The 18,994-nt window shown below is 74.9% G+C and carries 16 protein-coding genes; 7 read left to right on the forward strand and 9 right to left on the reverse strand.

The window, feature by feature from the left end; all coding sequences use genetic code 11:
• Window positions 1–85: 85 nt before the first annotated feature.
• On the forward strand, window positions 86–2,167 hold the full coding sequence (locus tag ACZ5GH_RS34865) for a hypothetical protein (protein ID WP_464336318.1): 2,082 nt from the start codon (window positions 86–88) through the stop codon (window positions 2,165–2,167).
• Between the two features lie 88 nt (window positions 2,168–2,255).
• On the opposite strand, the gene ACZ5GH_RS34870 is transcribed toward ACZ5GH_RS34865, so the two are convergent.
• Window positions 2,256–3,272 (reverse strand): NADP-dependent oxidoreductase, encoded by a 1,017-nt coding sequence (locus tag ACZ5GH_RS34870; protein ID WP_464336319.1) that lies wholly within the window; start codon window positions 3,270–3,272, stop codon window positions 2,256–2,258.
• A gap of 194 nt (window positions 3,273–3,466) precedes the next feature.
• On the opposite strand from ACZ5GH_RS34870, the gene ACZ5GH_RS34875 reads away from it, so the two are divergent.
• Window positions 3,467–4,036, forward strand: coding sequence for a Uma2 family endonuclease (locus ACZ5GH_RS34875; protein ID WP_464336320.1), 570 nt, complete (start codon window positions 3,467–3,469; stop codon window positions 4,034–4,036).
• A gap of 60 nt (window positions 4,037–4,096) precedes the next feature.
• Here ACZ5GH_RS34875 and ACZ5GH_RS34880 read toward each other — a convergent pair whose 3' ends face one another.
• From ACZ5GH_RS34880 to ACZ5GH_RS34895, 4 genes are all read right to left on the reverse strand, one after another.
• Entirely contained in the window at window positions 4,097–5,143 is a 1,047-nt protein-coding gene (locus tag ACZ5GH_RS34880; protein WP_464336321.1) for an LLM class flavin-dependent oxidoreductase, read from the reverse strand.
• 294 nt (window positions 5,144–5,437) lie between these two features.
• A complete protein-coding gene (locus ACZ5GH_RS34885) occupies window positions 5,438–5,827 on the reverse strand; it encodes an SCO5389 family protein (protein WP_387755790.1) in 390 nt (129 codons plus the stop codon).
• A gap of 111 nt (window positions 5,828–5,938) precedes the next feature.
• Window positions 5,939–7,483, reverse strand: coding sequence for an MFS transporter (locus ACZ5GH_RS34890; RefSeq protein WP_387755792.1), 1,545 nt, complete (start codon window positions 7,481–7,483; stop codon window positions 5,939–5,941).
• A 167-nt stretch (window positions 7,484–7,650) separates the two neighbouring features.
• A complete protein-coding gene (locus ACZ5GH_RS34895; protein ID WP_464336322.1) occupies window positions 7,651–9,048 on the reverse strand; it encodes an NAD(P)/FAD-dependent oxidoreductase in 1,398 nt (465 codons plus the stop codon).
• A 222-nt stretch (window positions 9,049–9,270) separates the two neighbouring features.
• Here ACZ5GH_RS34895 and ACZ5GH_RS34900 point away from each other — a divergent pair, with 222 nt between their 5' ends.
• Window positions 9,271–9,474 (forward strand): hypothetical protein, encoded by a 204-nt coding sequence (locus ACZ5GH_RS34900; protein WP_464336323.1) that lies wholly within the window; start codon window positions 9,271–9,273, stop codon window positions 9,472–9,474.
• Window positions 9,475–9,493: 19 nt separating this feature from the next.
• Window positions 9,494–10,966, forward strand: coding sequence for a carboxylesterase/lipase family protein (locus ACZ5GH_RS34905; protein ID WP_464336324.1), 1,473 nt, complete (start codon window positions 9,494–9,496; stop codon window positions 10,964–10,966).
• 84 nt (window positions 10,967–11,050) lie between these two features.
• Here ACZ5GH_RS34905 and ACZ5GH_RS34910 read toward each other — a convergent pair whose 3' ends face one another.
• From ACZ5GH_RS34910 to ACZ5GH_RS34920, 3 genes are all read right to left on the reverse strand, one after another.
• Window positions 11,051–11,581 carry a hypothetical protein gene (locus ACZ5GH_RS34910; protein WP_464336325.1) on the reverse strand — a complete coding sequence of 177 codons (531 nt, stop codon included), beginning with the start codon at window positions 11,579–11,581 and terminating at the stop codon, window positions 11,051–11,053.
• A gap of 109 nt (window positions 11,582–11,690) precedes the next feature.
• Complete coding sequence (locus tag ACZ5GH_RS34915; protein WP_387755802.1) at window positions 11,691–12,299, reverse strand: ester cyclase; 609 nt, start codon at window positions 12,297–12,299, stop codon at window positions 11,691–11,693.
• Window positions 12,300–12,420: 121 nt separating this feature from the next.
• Window positions 12,421–13,164 (reverse strand): SDR family oxidoreductase, encoded by a 744-nt coding sequence (locus ACZ5GH_RS34920; protein WP_464336326.1) that lies wholly within the window; start codon window positions 13,162–13,164, stop codon window positions 12,421–12,423.
• A gap of 130 nt (window positions 13,165–13,294) precedes the next feature.
• On the opposite strand from ACZ5GH_RS34920, the gene ACZ5GH_RS34925 reads away from it, so the two are divergent.
• Entirely contained in the window at window positions 13,295–14,233 is a 939-nt protein-coding gene (locus ACZ5GH_RS34925; protein ID WP_464336327.1) for a LysR family transcriptional regulator, read from the forward strand.
• 21 nt (window positions 14,234–14,254) lie between these two features.
• Here the strand turns inward: ACZ5GH_RS34925 and ACZ5GH_RS34930 are convergent, their stop codons facing one another.
• Window positions 14,255–14,650, reverse strand: a complete 396-nt coding sequence (locus tag ACZ5GH_RS34930) for an ArsR/SmtB family transcription factor (protein WP_401103517.1) — start codon at window positions 14,648–14,650, stop codon at window positions 14,255–14,257.
• Window positions 14,651–14,763: 113 nt separating this feature from the next.
• Between ACZ5GH_RS34930 and ACZ5GH_RS34935 the strand changes: the two genes are divergently transcribed.
• Both ACZ5GH_RS34935 and ACZ5GH_RS34940 read left to right on the forward strand, forming a co-directional pair.
• Window positions 14,764–16,743: a heavy metal translocating P-type ATPase gene (locus ACZ5GH_RS34935; RefSeq protein ID WP_464336328.1), complete on the forward strand. Its 1,980-nt coding sequence runs from the start codon at window positions 14,764–14,766 to the stop codon at window positions 16,741–16,743.
• Window positions 16,744–17,059: 316 nt separating this feature from the next.
• Window positions 17,060–18,976: a glycoside hydrolase family 5 protein gene (locus ACZ5GH_RS34940; RefSeq protein ID WP_464336329.1), complete on the forward strand. Its 1,917-nt coding sequence runs from the start codon at window positions 17,060–17,062 to the stop codon at window positions 18,974–18,976.
• Window positions 18,977–18,994 lie beyond the last annotated feature (18 nt).

Genomic DNA, 18,994 nt, shown 5'->3' on the forward strand with positions numbered 1-18,994 from the left:
CGCGGCGCGTCCGTGGCTCCCGTCGTCGGGCCAGTCCACCACGGTGGCGGGGGAATTGTCGGTCCCGCCTGCGAGCATCCCGCCCATGGACCTCACCGCCGCCCTCGCCGGGCTCGACGCCCACCCCTGGGCCGACCTCTCGCACGCCTACGGCCCCGCCGAGGACCTGCCCGACCTGCTGCGTGCCCTCGCCGAGGGCGACGAGGCTACGGCGGAGGAGGCGGTCTCCGAGCTGTACGGGAGCATCCTCCATCAGGGCACGGTGTACCCGGCCAGTGCGGACGCCGTGCCCTACCTGGCCCGGATCGCCGCCGCCGGGGTCCGGACGGTCGACGTGCTCGGCCTCCTGGGCGGGTTGGCCGAGAGCGAGGGCGAGTGGGAGGTCCCGGACGGCGCCGTCCGGGCCGCGGTGGCCGCCCAACTGCCGCTGCTGCTCCCGCTGTTGGCCGACCCGGACGAGACCGTCCGGCTGACCGCCGCCTGGGCCGTCGGCCACACCGGGGACGCCGGGACGGCGCCGGCCGCCCTGTGGGGGCGCTGGGCCGTCGAGGAGAGCCCGGACGTGGCCGCCGAACTGCTCGTCGCCCTCGGCCGGGTGGACCTGGGCGCGGCCGCCGCCGAAGCCCGGGTACGGCTCGGCGAGGAGACCCCGGCGCCGCTGCGGCTGGCGGCAGTCCTGGTCTGCCTGAAGAACGAGGACCGCTGGGAGGCCGCCCACCACACGGCCGTGCTCGGCCTGCTGCCGGCCCGCGAACTCACCGTCGACCGCTACAGCGTCCACCACGAGGAACTGCTGCTCGCCGTCGTCGACACCCTGCTGGACCGCGACACCGACGCCGACCGCGAGGCCGCCCTCACCCTGTTGGAGGCCGCGCTGCGCGACCCGCGCCCCGAGGTGCGGGCCGAGGCGCTGTGGGCGGCCGACCACGCCTGCTACGTCTCGCGCGCCGCCCCGTCGCGGCTGATCCCGGCCGTCGCCCCGCTCGCCGCCCAGGACACGGCGGCGAGCCTGCTGGCCAAGCTCGGCCCGCTCGCCGCCGAGGCCGCGCCGGCGCTCCTCGAACTCGCCACCCGGCCGGACGACAGGGCGGCCGACCAGGCCCTCGCCGCACTGGTCCGGATCGCACCCGGACAGGCCGCCCCGCTGCTCGCCCGGGACCTCGCACGGCGCCCGGAAGCCCGCCGCGCCGCGGGCGACTCCCGTGCCCCCGCGTTCCCGTTCGCCCCGGAGCTGCTCGCCGCCGTCCGCGGCCGGCTCGTCGCCGACGGACTCGGCGACAACGAGACCGCCGACCTGGTCAACCTGCTGCGCCGGTGGGGCCCGCGCGCCGTCGACGGCCTGCCTGAGTTCTGCGCGGTGCTGCCCCGCTTCCCGCACGCCGCCTCCGCCGTCGCGGCCGTCGTCGCGGGCGGCCCGCCCGACGCCCGCGAACGGGCCGCCCAGGCCCTGCGGGCGAACGCCGGCCCGCTCCAGGTGGCCCGCGCCCACCACGACGTCACCGGCGAACCCGCCCTGCTGCTCGACGCCGTCGCCGAACGGCTGGCGGCCTCGCGCGAGCGGGCCGAGGCGGCGCAGGCGGCCGCCGACCTGGGCGCGGCCGCCGCCGGGCTGCTCCCGGACCTGCTCGCGGCGGTGAGCACGGAGCCGGAGCCGACCGTCCCGCAGCTGGACGCCGACATCGCCACCGCCCGCGCCCTCTGGCAGATCGACGGCGACGCCCAGGAGGCCGTCCGGATCCTGGCGTCCGTCCTCGACCGCACCGCCGGGAACGGGCCGTGGTACCGCTGGACGACGGTCCGCGCGCTGCGCGCCGCCGCCTCCCTCGGGGCGGCCGGCCGGGACCTCGCGCCCCGGCTGGAGGCGCTGCTCGACCAGCCGCAGGACGCCGCCGGCGCCGCCCGCGCCCTGCTCGACATCGCCGACCCCGACACCCTCGACGTCGGCCGCCTCGCCCGGGCCGCGCTCCACTCCGTCGAGACGGACGCCGACGTCACGGGCGGCTGCGAGGCCCTGCACGCGCTGGGTGCCGCGGCCCGGGACACCTCGCTGCTCCCGTACGTCGGGGACCTCGTCGAGCGCGACCGCCGGATCGTCACCTCCGGCCTCGCGTACGACATCATTGGCGAGGACGAGCGACTGCGCGCCCTGCTGGCCGAGCTGCGCTGACCCGGCCGGTCGGTCGACCGACCCGCCGGCCGCGCCCGGGCCCCGGGCGGCCGTGCGGGGGGTGACGGCCGCCCGGGGAGTCCGCTCGTCAGGCGAGCCGCAGCACCAGCTTGCCGGTGTTCTCACCGCGGAACAGCATCCCGAAGGCCTCCGGGAAGTCGTCCACGGTGCCCTCCACCACCTGCTCCTTGACCTTGATCCGGCCCGCCGCGATCCAGCCGGCGATCTCGGCGGCCGCCTCCGGGTACCGGCGGGCGTAGTCGAACACCACGAAGCCCTCCATCCGGGCCCGCCGCACCAGCAGCGACAGGTAGTTGGACGGGCCCTGCACGGCGCCCTCGTTGTTGTACTGGCTGATCGCGCCGCAGACCACCACCCGGGCGTGCATCGCCAGGCGGGTCAGCGCGGCGTCCAGGACCGGGCCGCCGACGTTGTCGAAGTAGACGTCGATGCCGTCCGGGGCGTGGGTGCGCAGGGCCTTGCGGACGTCCTCCGCGCGGTAGTCGATCGCGGCGTCGAAGCCCAGCTCACCGGTGAGCAGCGCGCACTTCTCCGGACCGCCCGCGATCCCGACCACCCGGCAGCCCTTCACCTTGGCGATCTGGCCCACCAGGCTGCCGACCGCCCCGGCGGCGCCGGAGACGACGACCGTCTCGCCCTCCTTGAGCGCCCCGACCTCCAGCAGTCCGAAGTACGCCGTCATCCCGGGCATCCCGAGGGCGCCCAGGTACGTCGACAGCGGCGCGAGCGCGGGATCGACCGTGAGCGCGCCCTTCCCGTCCGACACCGCGTACTCCTGCACTCCGAACGCCCCGACCACGTGGTCGCCGACCCGGAACTTCGGGTGGTTCGACGCGACCACCTCCACCACCGAGCCGGCCCGCATCACCTCGCCCACCCCCACCGGCGGCAGGTACGACGGCCGGTCGTCCAGCCATCCCCGCATCGCCGGATCCAGCGACACGTACCGCGTCCGCCCCAGGAACTCCCCGTCCCCCGGCTCCGGCACCGCCTCCGCCACGTGCGCCCAGTCCTCCGGACGCACCTCCCCGACCGGCCGACTGGCAAGACGGATCTGACGGTTGACTCCGGTGGCTCCGGCCATGACGTCTCCTGGTCACTCGGGATCGACGGCTGAACGCGCCGATTCTAAGCAAGCGCTTATTCATATGACCAGAGAGTGTCCGGAATCAGTGGGTAGGCCTGGTGGTGCGTGCATATGCAGGCGCGATGCGCCGGTAGGCTTTCCGCCGGGCAGCCCCTGAGCGCGGAGACCGGCGCCTGACAGGAGAGCACTACGTGAGCACAGCGCACCTCGGCCCGGGCGACTACAGCCACGTGCCGAACCCCGAACAGGCCCTCAAGTACGCCATTCGGCACATCGCGGGCGAACGCGTTGAGATCGTCGAGGGAGTCATCACCCCCGTGTCGCCGTCTTGGGACCACGAGAACACCGTCGATCTGATCCGCCTGCAGCTCGGGCCCCGTCAGCGCGAACTCGGACTGCGTTCGGGCTCGGGCAACCTCGACTTGCCGGGCACCGAGAACTTCTACATCCCCGACCTGGCCCTCGTTCCGGTGAAGCTGGCCGTGAACAATCCCGGCGCGTTGCTTCCCGACCAGACCGTTCTCGTGGTCGAGGTCACCTCTCCTTCGAACGCCGACACCGACCGGATCGTGAAGCGCCGCCGCTACGCCCAGTTCGGTGCGCCGCTCTACCTCCTGGTGGACCGGCAGGAACGGGCCTGCACGCTGTTCTCCCAGCCGGGGGCGCTCGGTTACACCCGGGTCGAGGGGCCGCATCCGTTCGGGGTGCCGGTGCGGCTGCCCGAGCCGTTCGAACTCGACCTGGAAACCGGCGAGTTCTGACTCGGGGGCGGGCCGGGTCGCGGTTCGGTCCGGCGGGATCCCGCGTGGGCCGGCGGTCGCTCAGCCCTGGTGCCCGGGCTCGGGCGACCAGCCGAGGGCGGGGCCGAGGCGGGTGGCGAGGTCGGTGAGGATCTGCACGTAGTCCTCGTACGCGAAGGTGAACGGCAGTGCGAAGGCGACTTCGTCCACCTCGCGGTAGCCGGCGTGGGCGTGCAGCCGCTCGACGAGCTCCTCGGTGGTCCCGACCAGGTCGGGGGCGAACAGCAGTCGGGCGGGGCCCTGCGGGGTGAGGGTGCGCGGGGTGCGGGCGAGGGCGTAGGCCTGGTACCTGGCGCGCTGTTCGGGGGTGGCGCTGTCGGTGGGGATGACCACCAGGCCCTGGGAGACCCGGGCGCGTCCGCCGTCGGGGTGATGCTCGCGGAAGGCGCGGATCTGGGCGGCCTGGATGGCGGCGAAGTCGAGCGGGCCCTCCTCGCCGGGGTCCTCCGGCTTGACCACGCTGCTGGTGAGGAGGTTGAGCCCCTGCTCGCCGGCCCAGCGGGCCGAGCGCAGGCTGCCGGCGCCGTACCAGAGGCGGGAGGCGAGGCCGGGGGAGTGCGGCTGGACCCGGCGGGAGTACACCTCGACGCCCTCGGTGCCGGCGAAGCCGGAGGCGTCCTCGCCGCGCACCAGGGCGAGCAGCCGTTCGGCGCGCCGGGGCCCGAAGTCCTCCTGCTCGCCGGTGTCGGGGTAGAGCGCGCCGCGCACGTGCTCGTAGTGGGTGGGCGGGCCGACGCTGAAGCCGGGGTTGAGCCGGCCGCCGGAGAGCACGTCGACGGTGGCCAGGTCCTCGGCGAGCCGCAGCGGGTTCTCCCAGCCGAGCGGGGTCACGGCGGTGCCGAGCTGGATGCGGCTGGTGCGCTGGCTGGCGGCGGCGAGGACGGCGAGCGGGGAGGAGATGCCGTACTGGAGGTGGCGGTGGCGCAGCCAGGCGCTGTCGAAGCCGAGCCGCTCGCCGAGCGTGATGAGGCCGAGGGTGGACTCGTGGCCGCGGCGCGGGTCCGCCTCGTCGAAGAGCCCGATGGTCAGGAAGCCGAGTTTCCGCAGCGGGCGAGGGGTCGGCGACATGGCGGGCTCCGCGGGGTGAGGCGTGGTGAGGGGCGAGGTCGCGAGGGGGGCGGTGGGGCGTGGCGAGGGGTGGCCCGGGGCGGGCCGGCCGGCTGGTGCGTTCCGAACGTACGCAGGCGCCGCGCCGCCCGACAAGATCGACGCGCGATCCGGACACAGGCCCGCAACGGAACGCAACGGAACGCAACGCCCGGCAACGATCGGCAACCCCCCGCAACGGCGCGCAACGCGGCGGCACGTACGGCGGCCCCCACCCCGTCGAGCGAGGGTGGGGGCCGCCGCGTCCGGGCGCCGTCAGCAGCTGCGCAGCTCCGGGCTCTGGTTGCGGATCTGGTTGTGCAGCGAGGTGAACTCCCGGTACGCCGCGCCGTCCTCGGTGCCGGGGCGGAAGGCGCCGACCCGGTGGCAGTTGACGAAGGCGAGCTTCACCCCGAAGTGGTCCTCCAGGCTGCCCCGGATCGCGTTGCTGGCGAGCGCGCGCAGCAGCTGGGCGCGCTGCTCGTCGCTGGGCGTGGTGTTGTCGGTGGTGAACTCCTCCTGGCCGGCGGCGAGTTCGGTGCTGAGCCCGGCGACGACCTGGTAGGCGTACGGGAGCGAGGTGCGGACGGTGTCGAGGAAGTCGGCCTCGTCGACTCGGCCCTGCTGGGCCTGGGCGAGGAGGGCGGGGGAGACGTCGAGCGACATGGGTGTCCTCTTTCGGGCGCGTCGGGGTTCGGTGGGCGGCGTTCGCCCGCAACAGTTATCGAAGATGAAAACCATTGCAAGGAAGACTCTCCCGGTCATCCTGACGCCCTGTCAAGCTCCGCCCCCCGGAGGGCTGACGGCGGGCGGCGGCGGCACCCGGCCGGCCTTGATCACGAACACCGCGACCGCCACCGCGAGCGCCGCGAACACCAGGCCCAGCTGGAACGCGCTCGCGATGCCGTGCACCAGCACCTGGTCGGAGTACGGTGCCGGGAGCCGGCCGGTGGCCCGGAACTGGGCGGCCTGCTGCGGGGTGGCCTGCCGGAGGAACGCCCCGGCCTGCTGCCGGGCCTCGGTGCGGCTGGCCGTGCCGTACACGGTGACCAGGATCGACAGCCCGAGCGAGCCGCCCACCTGCTGGGTGGTGTTGAGCATGCCGGTGGCCGCGCCGGTCTCGTGCGGGGCGACCCGGGAGACGGCGGTCAGCATCACCGGGACGAAGATCGAGCCCATGCCGAAGCCGAACATCAGGGTCGGCCCGAGGATGCCGCCGAGGTAGCTGCTGCCGATGTCGATCCGGGTCGCCCAGATGACCCCGCCCAGCACCAGCAGGGAGCCGGCCACCAGGAAGGGCTTGGCGCCGAACCGCGTCTGGCTGCGGGCGGCGAACTGGGCGGCGGCCACGATCGCGACGCTGATCGGCAGGAACGCGAATCCGGCCCGCAGCGGGCTGAAGTCGAGGACCTCCTGCACGAACAGGGTGATGAAGAAGAAGATGCTGAACATCGTCGCGGCCATGCAGAGCATCAGCCCGTACGCGCCCGAGCGGTTGCGGTCGCGGAACAGGTGCAGCGGGGTGATCGGCTGGGGCGCCCGCCGCTCGTGGGCGAGGAAGCCGGCCAGCAGGACGACGGCGAGGCCGAACGCGGTCAGCGTCACGGTGTCCGTCCACCCGTGGTCGGAGGCGCGGATGAAGCCGTACACCAGCGAGACCATGCCCGCCGTCGCGGAGAACGCGCCGGTCAGGTCGAAGCGCCCGGGGTGGCGCTCGGACTCGTTGATGTAGAGCGGCGCCAGCAGCGCGATCGCGATGCCGATCGGCACATTGACGAAGAACACCCAGCGCCAGGACAGCCAGGAGGTCAGCATGCCGCCGAGCAGCAGCCCGATCGCGCCGCCGGCCCCGGCGACCGCGGAGAACACCCCGAAGGCCCGGTTGCGCTCCGGGCCCTCCCTGAAGTTGGTGGCGATCAGCGCCAGCGCGGTCGGCGAGGCGATGGCGCCACCCAGGCCCTGGAGCGCCCGGGCGGCCAGCAGCCAGCCGGAGGACTGCGCGACCCCGCCGAGCAGCGAGGCCAGGCTGAACACCAGCACCCCGACGACGAACACACGTCGCCGCCCGAGGATGTCGCCCGCCCGCCCGCCGAGCAGCAGCAGGCCGCCGAAGGTGAGGGTGTAGGCGTTGATGACCCAGGACAGCTCGGTGGTGTTGAACCGCAGCGCCTGCTGGATGTGCGGCAGCGCGATGTTCACGATCGTGATGTCGAGGACGACCATCAGCTGGGTCGCCGCGATGACGGTCAGTGCTATCCCCGGGTGCTGGCCCCGACGTGCGGTCGCGGGCGGAGCCTCGGCCAGGGCGCGCGAGGTGGCCATGGCAGGTCCCCCAATGGGTTCGGGGGTGAACGACGGGCAAACGACGGGCAGGGGACGGATTCGTTCACCACTACCGACGGTATCCCCGGGAGATAGGGAACACAATCGTTCATTACGGACATCCGGCCACGGCGAATCCCTCGCGCACCCGCCTGCCCGCCCGGCCGTCAGCTGTCGAAGCCGAGGCCGAAGCGGTCCAGGGTGCGCAGCCAGAGGTTGCGGCGCCCGGCGTCGGCGTCGGCGCGGGTGAGGGCCCACTGGGTGATGCCGATGCCGATCGAGCGGGCCGGCTCGGGCGGGAAGGGCAGGGGCTTGCGGCGGACCATCTCCAGCGCGGTGCGCTCGGTGCGGGCGCCGTCGAGCAGGTCGAGCATCACCTCGGCGCCGAAGCGGGTCGCGCCCACGCCCAGGCCGGTGAATCCGGCGGCGTAGGCGACCCGGCCGTCGTGGGAGAGGTCGAAGAAGGCGCTGAACCGGGTGCAGGTGTCGATGGCGCCGCCCCAGGCGTGGCTGAACCGGACGCCCTCCAGCTGGGGGAAGGTCCGGAAGAAGTGCCGGGCGAGGGTGGCGAAGGTCTCCGGCCGCTGGTCGCGCTCGGCCCGGACCCGGCTGCGGAACTGGTGCACCACGTCGTAGCCGCCGAACAGGATGCGGTTGTCCGCGGACAGTCGGACGTAGTGGAAGTGGTTGGCGCTGTCGGAGAAGCCCTGGCGCCCCCGCCAGCCCACCGAGGCGAGCCGCTCCTCGCTCAGCGGCTCCGTCATCAGCGCGTAGTCGTAGACCGGCACGGTGTACGGGCGGTGGCGGCGCAGCAGCGAGGGGAAGGCGTTGGTGGCGAGCGCCACGCGGCGGGCGGCGACCCGGCCGTACGGGGTGCGGACGGTGATGCCGCGAGGGGAGCCGGTCAGGCCGGTGGCGGGCGTGTGCTCGAAGATCCGTACGCCCTGGTCGAGGCAGGCCCGCCTGAGGCCCCAGGCGAGGCGGGCGGGGTTGAGCATGGCGACGCCGTCGCGGTCCCACAGGCCGCCGAGGAAGGTGGGGGAGTCGATCTCGGCGCGGACGGCGTCGCCGTCCAGGACGTCGAGCCGGCTGTCGTGGCGGGCGGCGAGCCCGGCGAACTCGTGCAGCTCGCCGACCTGGTGGGGCTCGGTGGCGACGACGAGGGAGCCGGTGCGCTCCCAGTCGCAGTCGATGCCGTGGCGTTCGAGGGTGTCCTCCATGGCCTGGAGGTTGGCGGCGCCGAGCCGCTCCAGGGTGTGGAGTTCGTCGGGCCAGCGCTGGTACCCGTTGGCGAGGCCGTGGGTGAGGCTGGCCTCGCAGAAGCCGCCGTTGCGGCCGGAGGCGGCCCAGCCGGCCTCCTTCGCCTCGACGAGGACGACGTCGAGCGAGGGGTCGCGCTCCTTGGCGATGAGCGCGGTCCACAGCCCGCTGTAGCCGCCGCCGACCACGAGCAGGTCGCAGCGCACGTCGCCGACCAGGGCGGAGGCGGCCGCGGGCCGGGCGGGGTCGTCCAGCCAGAACGGTACGGGCTGGGCGTCCTGGAGGGCGCGGACGGGGTCGGCCATGGCGGTGGCTCCTTCGGTGCATGGCGTCGGTTCGCGGAGGGTCGGGCCTCCGTGTGCCGCCATCAGACCGGGGCGCCCGGCTCAAAGTCAATGGTGTTGACATAAGGCTGCGGGTTCAGCGGGCGGGCGCCGTCCCGGTCCCGTCCGCCCGCTGGACCACCGTCGGCCACGGGCGCGAGATCTGGCACGCCTACGAGCCCGCCGGCGCCGGCGGGCTTCGCCGTGGCCCTCGGCTTCTGCGGGCACCGCCCCGCCGACGCCTGCACCGAGACCGACCCCGACGCCGACGCGCTCGCCCTGCGGCGCGACGGCCGGATCTCCGTCACCTCGGTCACCCCCGACCGGACCTATGGTGTCCGCACGGCCGACCACCGGGAGCTGAACCGGCTCCGGCACTACATCGACCACGAGGCGCCGCGCCCGTGACCCGCACAGGAGAGCACGCATGAGCACCGCAGGACCTCAGCAGCACCCGGTCGTCCCCACCGGCCGGGGCCCGGTGCGCGGCGAGCGCCGCGCCGGCGGCGGCGTCCGCTTCCTGGGCATTCCGTACGCCCGACCACCCGTCGGCGAGCTGCGGTTCGCCGCCCCGGTGCCGCCCCGGCCGTGGACCGAGGTGCTGGACGCGACCGAGTACGGGCCGACCGCGCAGCGCCGTCCGTTCGGCGAGGTCACCACCATCCCCGAGCCGACCGTCCCCGGCGCGGGCATCCTCAACCTCAACGTCTTCACCCCGGACCCGACCCCGGCGGCCGGACTGCCGGTGCTGGTCTGGATCCACGGCGGTGGCTTCGTCGCCGGGTCCTCGGCGAGCCCCTGGTACGACGGCGCGGCCTTCAACCGGGACGGCGTGGTCGTGGTGTCGATCGGCTACCGGCTCGGCGTCGAGGGCTTCCTGCACCTGGCCGACGCCCCCGACAACCGGGGCGTACGGGACTGGATCGCCGCGCTGGGATGGGTGCGGGACAACATCGCCTCCTTCGGCGGCGATCCCGCCAAGGTCACCGTCGCCGGGCAGTCGGCCGGCGGCGGCGCCGTGCAGACGCTGCTCGCGACGCCGGCCGCCCGGGGGCTGTTCCGCGCGGCGATCTCGGTCTCCGGCGCGGTGATGCGCCCGCAGGACCGTGCCACCGCCGAGGCCGTCAGCCGGGTGTTCACCGCCCGCACCGGCGTACCCGCCACGGCGGCCGCCCTGCGGGACGCCACCGACATCGAACTGCTGGCCCTCCAGGACGCGCTGGACTCCGCCGGGCCGGACCCCGACGGGCTGCCCGCTCTGCCCCTGGCGCCCTTCGCCGACGGCGAGTTGGTGCCGGTGCCGGTGCCGGAGGCGATCGTCGACGCGGACGTCCCGCTGCTGCTCGGCTTCACCGCGCACGAGTTCGCGGCTCCGGCGGGGGACGCCCCGGCGGGGGACGGCGCCCCGGCGCCGTCCCCGGAGGGCGAACTGCTGGGCCTGCTCCATGCGTTGGGCCTGGACGACGGCAGCCGTGCCGCCCGCTTCCTCGCCGAGCGGCCGGCCGCGTCCGGCGGCGACGCGATCACCGACTGGCTGTTCCGCGCCCCCGCCCTGGCCATCGCCGAGGCCCGCGCCGAGCGTCAACGACCCACCTGGCTCTACCAGTTCGACTGGTCCGGGGCCGCCCCCGGCCGCACCGGCCAGGCCTACCACTGCATCGACCTGCCGTTCGCCTTCGACCTGCTGCACGCCGAGGGCGTCGAGGCCGCCCTCGGCGCCCACCCGCCGCAGCCGCTGGCCGACGCCGTCCACGGGGCCTGGGTCGCCTTCGTCCGCGACCTCGACCCGGGCGCCGCCTGGCCGCCGTACCAGGAGGGCCGCGCCACCATGCGCTGGCACACCGAACCCCGGGTGGAGCGCGACCCGCTGCGCGCCGTCCGGGAGATCTGGCTCGGCTGACGGGCCAGGTCAGGGCGGGTGCGGCCCGGATCCGCTCCCGGGCCGCACCCGCCCGCCCGCCGGCGTGGAAGTCCCGCTCGCCGGCTACCGCGCCACCCGGCAGCGGCGCCGGTAGTAGGCGAAGGCGAGGGCGAGCACCAGCGGGCCCCAGAGCACGAACAGGCCGCTGACGGCCGCCGCGAGCAGCCGCCACCAGCCGTTGACGTACGGGACCTCCGAGAAGCCGGCGAGCTGGAAGGCGGCGAGCACCCAGTCCACGGTCAGCGCGGTGAGGGCGAGGCCCGCGACCGTGGCGGGGACGAGCACCGCGTACGGGCGGATGTTCCTGCCGCCGAGGACGGGGACCCAGTGCGGCACCACCTCGCCCGAGCGCCGCACCAGGCAGGAGCAGAGCAGCGCGAACACCTCGGACAGGATGCTCAGCGTGCCGACGTACCCCACGCCGGCCCACAGCGGCAGGTCCATGCGGGGCACGTCCATCCCCATCAGGAACCCGAACCCGATGGGCAGGCGCCAGAGGCACACCGGCAGGCCGAGCCACGGGATCGCGCGGGCGGTCCGCTCGGCCCAGCGCGGGACGGGGAGTTCGGTCGGGTGGATCGTCGTACTGGTCACCCGTCCAGCGTGCCGAGCGGGCGGCGGGCCGGAATCGCGCGTGCGGATGATCGGCCTCCCCCGCCCGGGGGAGGCCGATCATCCGCACGCGGGGCGGGGGCCGAGGGCGTCAGGCGTGGACGCCCAGCTGGGCCATCAGGGTCGCGTTGTCCTCGATGTGCCAGTCCTCGACGATCCGGTCGGTGCCGACGTGCTGGATGTCGATGGCGTTGAACTCGACGCGCTGGCCCTGGCCCCGCACCCCGTCGAAGGTGCCGGTGAAGTGGCCGCGGAACACCAGCCGGGCGGTGATCCTGTCCCCGGCGACCAGGACGTCGGACAGCTCGCAGGTCAGGTCCGGCACCGCGGCGCGAAAGTTCTTCGAGGCGAAGACCGGCCCGGCGGGGCCCTGCGGACGGCCCCCCGGCAGGGTGTTGTCCCGGAACTGCGGGCTGACCGCCGCGTCCAGGTACCGCTGCTGCCCGGTGTTCCAGAAGGTGTACAACTGCTGGGCCAGGTGCACCTCCTGGGCGGCGCGCCGGGCGCCGATCGAGCGGTCCACGGTGAGCGCCTTCGGCTGGACGAGGCCGGGCGTGCGGTCGATCAGGCGCTGCGGCCAGTCGCGGGCGGAGTCGTGGCGGCCGCCGTCGTGGGCGGGGGCGGCCGCGGCGGTGCCGCCCGCCAGGCCGGCCACCGCCGCGAGGACGGCGGCGGTACGGATCAGGGTGCGCGAACGCATGGGAACAGCTCCTCGGATCGGGTGGTCACGCCCGGGATCCGGGCGTGCGGGGGTGGCCGGTGCCGCGGCCGCGCCGGGTGCGCCGCGGCCGACGACGGCCGGAGATCGGGCGGGCCGGACGTCAGGCGAGTCGGCCGCCGCCGTCGACGTGCAGCACGGTGCCGGTGACGTACGGGTTGTCGATGGCGTACAGGACGGCCTTGACCAGGTCCTCCGGGGTGCCGACGCGCCGGGCCGGGTTGCGCTCGGCCACGCCGCGCAGGAACGCCTCCTTGTCGGCGCCCAGGCCGTCCCAGGAGCCGGTGTCGACGATGCCGGGGGAGACGGCGTTGACCCGGACCGGCGCGATCTCCACCGCCAGCGCCTGCACCAGGAAGGCCAGCGCGCCGTTGGTGGTGGCCATCACCGTGCGCGCGGGGGCCGGGCGCCACGCGGCCACACCGGAGAAGAAGGTGAACGAGCCGTTCTCGGAGACCTGCCCGACCAGGTGCTTGGCCAGCAGCAGCGGGCCGATCACCTTCGCCGCGAACGCCCGCTGGACGTCGGCCGCGTCGAGCTCCCGCAGCGGGCCGTTGGCGGGCATCGCGGCGGTCGAGACCAGGTGGTCGAAGCGGCCGGCCCGGGCGGCGAAGGCGGCGATCGACTCCTCGTCGGCGATGTCCAGGGCGATCACCTCGGACGGGCCGGCCAGCTCGCCGGCCGTCCACTCCAGCTTGCGCGGGTCCGGGCCGGCCAGCACCAGCGAGGCGCCGGCCGCCGAGGCGGCCTTGGCCAGGGCCTGCCCGGTGCGCGAACCGGCGCCGACCACGACGAGCCGTCGGCCCTGGAGCGAGGTGGCGGCGGGCGCCGAGACGGAAACGGACATGGGGAACTCCTGAGGATCGTCGGGGTGTTCGGCCGCCCGCTGCTTCCCGCGGCGGCCACCCCATGACCCTCTCCCGACCAGGGATGATGAGTCCAAGGCTTGTTTTCTACCCCAGCGATAAAATCCGTTCATGGCAACACCGACGCTCAGGCAGCTCGAATATCTGGCCACCGTGGTCGACACCGGATCGTTCACCCGCGCGGCCGAACAGCTGCACGTCACCCAGCCCGCGCTGTCCCACCAGATCAGGGCCCTGGAGGGCGCCCTCGGCGGACCGCTGCTGGAACGCCTGCCGCGGTCCGTACGGCTCACCCCGATGGGCCGGGCGGTCCTGCCGCACGCCCGCGCCGCGCTGGCTGAGGCCGAACGCCTCCACGCGGCGGCCCGCCGGTCGGCCGGCCTGGAGGAGGGCGAACTGGAGGTCGCCGTCGTCTACTCGGTCAGCCTCGGCATCCTGCCGCCGGTGCTGCGGGACTGGCACCGCCGGCACCCCGGCGTGCGGATCCGGCTGCGCGAGTACTCCCACACCGGCCTCCTCCAGGAGGCCATGGCCGCGGGCCGCGCAGACCTCGCCATCGGCCCCGCGCCGACCGGCTGGGAGGGGCCGATCCGGGAGCTCGGCGTCGAGGAGTTCACCGTCGTGCTGCCCGCCGAGGACCCGCTGGCCGACCGCCCCGACGGCACCGTCGCGTTGGCCGAACTCGCCGACCGGGACTGGGTCCACTACGCCCCCGACAACGGCCTCGCCGACCTGCTCGACCAGGTCTGCGCCCGGGCCGGCTTCCACCCCCGGGCGGCGATCCGCGCCGAACAGACCTCCGCCGCACCGCTGTTGGCGGCGGCCGGGCTCGGGCCGGCGCTGGTGCCGGCCAACATCGTCCCGGCCCGCTTCGAGGGCGTCCTGCTGCGCCCGGACCCCCCGATCCTGCGCGTCCTCACCGCCTACACCCGCACCCGTCCCGACCCGCTCACGGTGGCCTTCGCGGACCTCCTGGCCCGGCAGGCCCGGGTCAACCCGGTGGTCTCCAGCCGGTCGGCCGGGGCCGGGCCCGACGGGACGCGCGCCTGAACCAGGACGGCGCCGCGACGCTCAGCGCGCGGCGCCGCCGACCGGCCGGTCCGCGTCGTCGAGGTCGACGGCGTCGCTGAGGCCCAGGCGCAGGTGCTCGATGTGGTAGACGGCCTGGTCCAGCAGCGCGGCCACGTGGTTGTCGTAGAGCGCGTAGACGACCTGGCGGCCGTTGCGCTGCCCGACGACCAGGCCGAGGTTGCGCAGCAGGCGCAGCTGGTGGGAGCAGGCGGACTGCTCCAGGCCGACCTCGGCGGCGAGTTCGGTGGCGGCACAGGGGCCCTCGCGCAGCCGGGAGAGGATCAGCAGGCGGGACGGTGTGGCCAGGGCTTGCAGGGTGGTGGCCACCCGGGCAGCGCTGGTGGCGTCCAGGCGCGTGTGCGGGACGGCGGTGGCGGGGGCGGCTCCATGACCCATGAGGACCATCCTACAACTCATAGATGAAGAAGCGTTCATATGTTCATGTATGGTGAGTGAGCCATAGACCCGGCCCACGTCTGCCCGCGCCCGTCCCGAAGGGTCCTGCCCGCATGTCCTCCACCACCCTGGCCGAGCGCCCCGCGCCCTCGGCCGCGCCGCGTCCCGACACCGCGCCCCGCCGGCGCACCCGGGTGCTGTCGCTGCCCGAGGCCCGCTGGGCCGGCGCCGCGACGGTGCTCTTCCTGCTCGCGCTGCCGCTCCAGCTGGCCGGCGCCCCCGCCTGGGCCTGGGGCCCGCTGTACGCCCTCGCGTACGCCACCGGCGGCTGGGAGCCCGCCTGGGCCGGGCTCCGGGCGCTGCGGGAGCGGACCCTCGACGTCGACCTGCTGATGATCGTGGCCGCGCTCGGCGCCGCCGCCGTCGGGCAGGTCATGGACGGCGCGCTGCTGATCGTCATCTTCGCCACCTCCGGCGCCCTGGAGGCGCTGGCCACCGCCCGGACCGCCGACTCGGTGCGCGGACTGCTCGACCTCGCCCCGGCCACCGCCACCCGGCTGCTGCCCGGCGGCGGCGAGGAGACCGTGCCGACCGAGGACCTCGCCGTCGGCGACACGGTCCTGGTGCGGCCCGGCGAGCGGATCGGCGCCGACGGGCGGGTGCTCGACGGCGCCGGCGAGGTCGACCAGGCGACCATCACCGGCGAGCCGCTGCCGGTCGCCAAGGGCCGGGGTGACGAGGTGTTCGCCGGCACCCTCAACGGCACCGGGGCGCTGCGGGTGCGGGTCGAACGCGATGCCTCGGACACGGTGATCGCCCGGATCGTGCACCTGGTCGAGGAGGCCTCCGAGACCAAGGCGCCCACCCAGCTGTTCATCGAGAAGGTCGAGCAGCGCTACTCGATCGGCATGGTGCTCGCCACCCTCGCCGTCTTCGCCGTCCCGCTGGCCTTCGGCGCGGCCTTCACCGGCTCGCTGCTGCGCGCGATGACCTTCATGATCGTCGCCTCCCCCTGCGCGGTGGTGCTGGCCACCATGCCGCCGCTGCTCTCCGCCATCGCCAACGCCGGCCGGCACGGCGTCCTGGTCAAGTCCGCCGTCGTGATGGAACGGCTGGGCCAGGTCGACGCCGTCGCGCTGGACAAGACCGGCACCCTCACCGAGGGCACCCCCCGACTGACCGACCTGCGGCCGCTCACCGGCTCCGGCCTCGACGAGGAACGGCTGCTGGCACTGGCGGCCGCGGCCGAGCACCCCAGCGAGCATCCGCTCGCCCGCGCCGTCGTCGACGCCGTCCGCGGCCGCGGCCTGACCCTCCGCACCGCCGAGGACTTCACCTCCACCCCCGGCGTCGGCGTCACCGCCACCGTCGACGGCCGGGTCGTCGCGGTCGGCACGCCCGCCCGTCTGATCAACGGCCGCACCGACGCCGCTTCCGCCGAAGCCGCCGCGCTGGCAACCGCGTTGGAGGAGACCGGGCACACCGCCGTCCTGGTCGAGGCGGACGGCGTCCCGGTGGGCGTGCTCGGCATCGCCGACCGGCTGCGCCCGGACGCCGCCGCCACCGTCGCGTCCCTGCGGGCGCTGACCGGCACCGCGCCGGTGCTGCTCACCGGCGACAACCCGCGCGCCGCCGCCCGGCTGGCCGCCGAGGTCGGCATCGGCGACGTCCGGGCCGGGCTGCTGCCGCAGGACAAGGTCGCCGCCGTCCGGGAGCGGGAGGCGGCCGGGCGCAGGGTGCTGGTGATCGGCGACGGCGTCAACGACGCGCCCGCGCTGGCCGCCGCCCACACCGGCGTCGCGATGGGCCGGGCCGGTTCCGACCTCGCCCTGGAGACCGCCGACGCCGTCGTCGTCCGCGACGAACTCGCCACCGTCCCGGCCGTGGTGGCGCTCTCCCGGCGGGCCCGCTCCCTCGTGGTGCAGAACCTGGTCATCGCCTCGGTGTTCATCACCGTCCTGGTGGTCTGGGACCTGGTCGCCACCCTCCCGCTGCCGCTCGGCGTGCTCGGCCACGAGGGCTCGACCGTCGTCGTCGGCCTCAACGGGCTCCGACTGCTGCGCGAGGCCGCCTGGACCGGGGCGCGGGCCTGACGGCCTCGACCAGCGGATCCGACCGCTGCCGCCGCTCGACGGCCGGTCCGAGCCGCTGATCCCGCCCGGCGACGGCGGCTTCGGCCGGTACCGCGGCCGGCGGGAGGCGCCCCGTCGTGCGGTCCGCTGCACGGGCTACCGGCCCGCCGGGCGCACCGGGGACCAGCGCGCCGAGGACGGCCCGGGGGCGGACGCCGAGGACTGAGTGCGGTCCCGGCGTGCGCCCTTCCCGAACATGAGGATCCGTCATATTCTCGGTCCTCGCCGACGGTGCGGGACCAAGCCGTCGATCCCGGGCCGCCTCACCACAGCGGGGATGACCATGAAGAGTCCTGCGGCGCGACTGCTCGCCCTGGCCGCCGTCCTGCCGGTGCTCGCCGTCCTGGCGGCGGGCCCCGGGGTCGCGGCGCCGGAGGACGGCGAGCCGACCCGGTCGGCCGCGTCCTGGACCGGCCCGCTGAGCACCCGGGGGCGCTACATCGTGGACGCCGCCGGCGAGCGCTTCAAGCTGAAGTCCGCCAACTGGGCCGGCGCCCAGGGCACCTGGCAGGGCAGCGGGAGCCCCGACGACCCGGCCGCCAACCAGGCCGGACAGGTCTCGCACAACATCCCGCTGGGCCTGGACCGGGTGCCGGTGGCCCGGCTGCTGGCCGACTTCCACGGGCTGGGCGTCAACAGCATCCGGCTGCCGTTCGCCAACGCGATGATCCACGACACCGTCCCCGTCCCGGACTCCGCCGTCGCCGCCAACCCGCAGCTGCGCGGCCGGACCCCGCTCCAGGTCTTCGACGCCGTGGTGGCCGCCCTCACCGCCGACGGCTTCGCGGTGATCCTCAACAACCACACCACCGGCTACCGGTTCTGCTGCGGCCTGGACGGCAACGAGCGCTGGAACAGCGGCCAGTCGACGGCCCAGTGGGAGGACGACTGGCTGTTCATGGTGAACCGCTACAAGTCCGACAAGCGGGTGGTCGGCGCCGACCTGCGCAACGAGGTCCGGCGGGACCTCTGGGACGACCCCAACTGGGGCCTCGGCGACGCCCACGACGAGTACGCCGCCTTCGAGGAGGCCGGCAACCGCATCCTCCAGGCCGACCCGGACCTGCTGGTCGTCATGGAGGGCATCAACTGGTACGGCGTCCCCGCCGCGGGGTTCAGCCACGGCCGCCCGATGCTCACCCCGGTGCGCAACCTCTCCAACACCCTGGTCGACTCCGGAAAGCTGGTCTACTCCGCGCACTTCTACGGTTACACCGGCCCGGCCAACACCGGTGCGGGCAGCGGCCCGGGAGCCACCGACGACCCCCGCTACCAGGACTTCACCCCCGAGCAGCTCGCCCAGGTGGTGGACGACCAGGCGCTGTTCGTCACCCGGGCCGGGCAGCACTTCACCGCCCCGGTCTGGATCAGCGAGTTCGGCGCGGGCGGCCTGGGCTCGACCGACGCCGAGGAACAGGCCTGGCTGCACGCGTTCACCGACATCCTGGTGCGCGGCGACACCGACTTCGCCTTCTGGCCGCTGGTCGGCTGGGCCGACGGCGCCGGCCGGCCGCTGGACACCTGGGCGCTGCTCTCCTACGGCCCCGACGGCAGGCGCACCGGTCTCACCGACCCCGGCGACTGGCGGGCCGCCGACTGGACCAGGCTGATCGGCGCCCCGGCGGTGAGCGGCCCGGTGCCCGCGGTGGACCACTGGAACATGCTCGACCTCGACCACGCCGACCGGAACCTCTCCCGGCGGATGCTCGCCCGCCCGGACTGGAGCCCCGGCAACCGCAAGGGCGACTGCCCGGACGGCCAGCGCCTGACCGCCCTGGCCCGCGGCGACAGCCGGGCGCTGTGCACCGACGCGGGCGAGCCGGCCGCCGGCGGCGGCGACTGGACCACCGTCACCGACGAGCGCTACGTCACGCAGGGCGACTGGGCGTCCGGCTACGACAAGCTCCAGTGCCCCGACCGCGCCTTCGCCGTCGGCTACAGCGTTCGCGGCAACGGCATGGCCGCGCTGCTGTGCGCCCCCGCCGTCGCCCCGCTGCCGCTGACCGGCCGCACCCTCTGGTTCGACCGGGGCGACAACCGGCCCGCCACCGGCGGCTCGGTGGCGAGCGACTGGGCGCCGGGCCGCTACAAGGGCCAGTGCGCGGACGGCGAGTACCTGGCCGGCGTCGCCTCCACCTGGCAGCGGCTCCAGTACGGCGCCCCGGCCGCCCTGCTCTGCCGCCCGCTCGGCTGACCCGGCGCGGGAGGAGGG

The sequence above is a fragment of the Kitasatospora sp. Xyl93 genome, assembly GCF_055383135.1.

Bases quoted from the DNA above. Each gene is read 5' to 3' on its own strand.
- ACZ5GH_RS34935 (WP_464336328.1), top strand. From the start codon at position 14,764: ATGTCCTCCACCACCCTGGCCGAGCGCCCCGCGCCCTCGGCCGCGCCG.
- ACZ5GH_RS34895 (WP_464336322.1), bottom strand. From the start codon at position 9,048: ATGGCCGACCCCGTCCGCGCCCTCCAGGACGCCCAGCCCGTACCGTTC.
- ACZ5GH_RS34885 (WP_387755790.1), bottom strand. From the start codon at position 5,827: ATGTCGCTCGACGTCTCCCCCGCCCTCCTCGCCCAGGCCCAGCAGGGC.
- ACZ5GH_RS34865 (WP_464336318.1), top strand. From the start codon at position 86: ATGGACCTCACCGCCGCCCTCGCCGGGCTCGACGCCCACCCCTGGGCC.
- ACZ5GH_RS34915 (WP_387755802.1), bottom strand. From the start codon at position 12,299: ATGCGTTCGCGCACCCTGATCCGTACCGCCGCCGTCCTCGCGGCGGTG.
- ACZ5GH_RS34890 (WP_387755792.1), bottom strand. From the start codon at position 7,483: ATGGCCACCTCGCGCGCCCTGGCCGAGGCTCCGCCCGCGACCGCACGT.
- ACZ5GH_RS34940 (WP_464336329.1), top strand. From the start codon at position 17,060: ATGACCATGAAGAGTCCTGCGGCGCGACTGCTCGCCCTGGCCGCCGTC.
- ACZ5GH_RS34880 (WP_464336321.1), bottom strand. From the start codon at position 5,143: ATGTCGCCGACCCCTCGCCCGCTGCGGAAACTCGGCTTCCTGACCATC.
- ACZ5GH_RS34930 (WP_401103517.1), bottom strand. From the start codon at position 14,650: ATGGGTCATGGAGCCGCCCCCGCCACCGCCGTCCCGCACACGCGCCTG.
- ACZ5GH_RS34920 (WP_464336326.1), bottom strand. From the start codon at position 13,164: ATGTCCGTTTCCGTCTCGGCGCCCGCCGCCACCTCGCTCCAGGGCCGA.
- ACZ5GH_RS34905 (WP_464336324.1), top strand. From the start codon at position 9,494: ATGAGCACCGCAGGACCTCAGCAGCACCCGGTCGTCCCCACCGGCCGG.
- ACZ5GH_RS34870 (WP_464336319.1), bottom strand. From the start codon at position 3,272: ATGGCCGGAGCCACCGGAGTCAACCGTCAGATCCGTCTTGCCAGTCGG.
- ACZ5GH_RS34925 (WP_464336327.1), top strand. From the start codon at position 13,295: ATGGCAACACCGACGCTCAGGCAGCTCGAATATCTGGCCACCGTGGTC.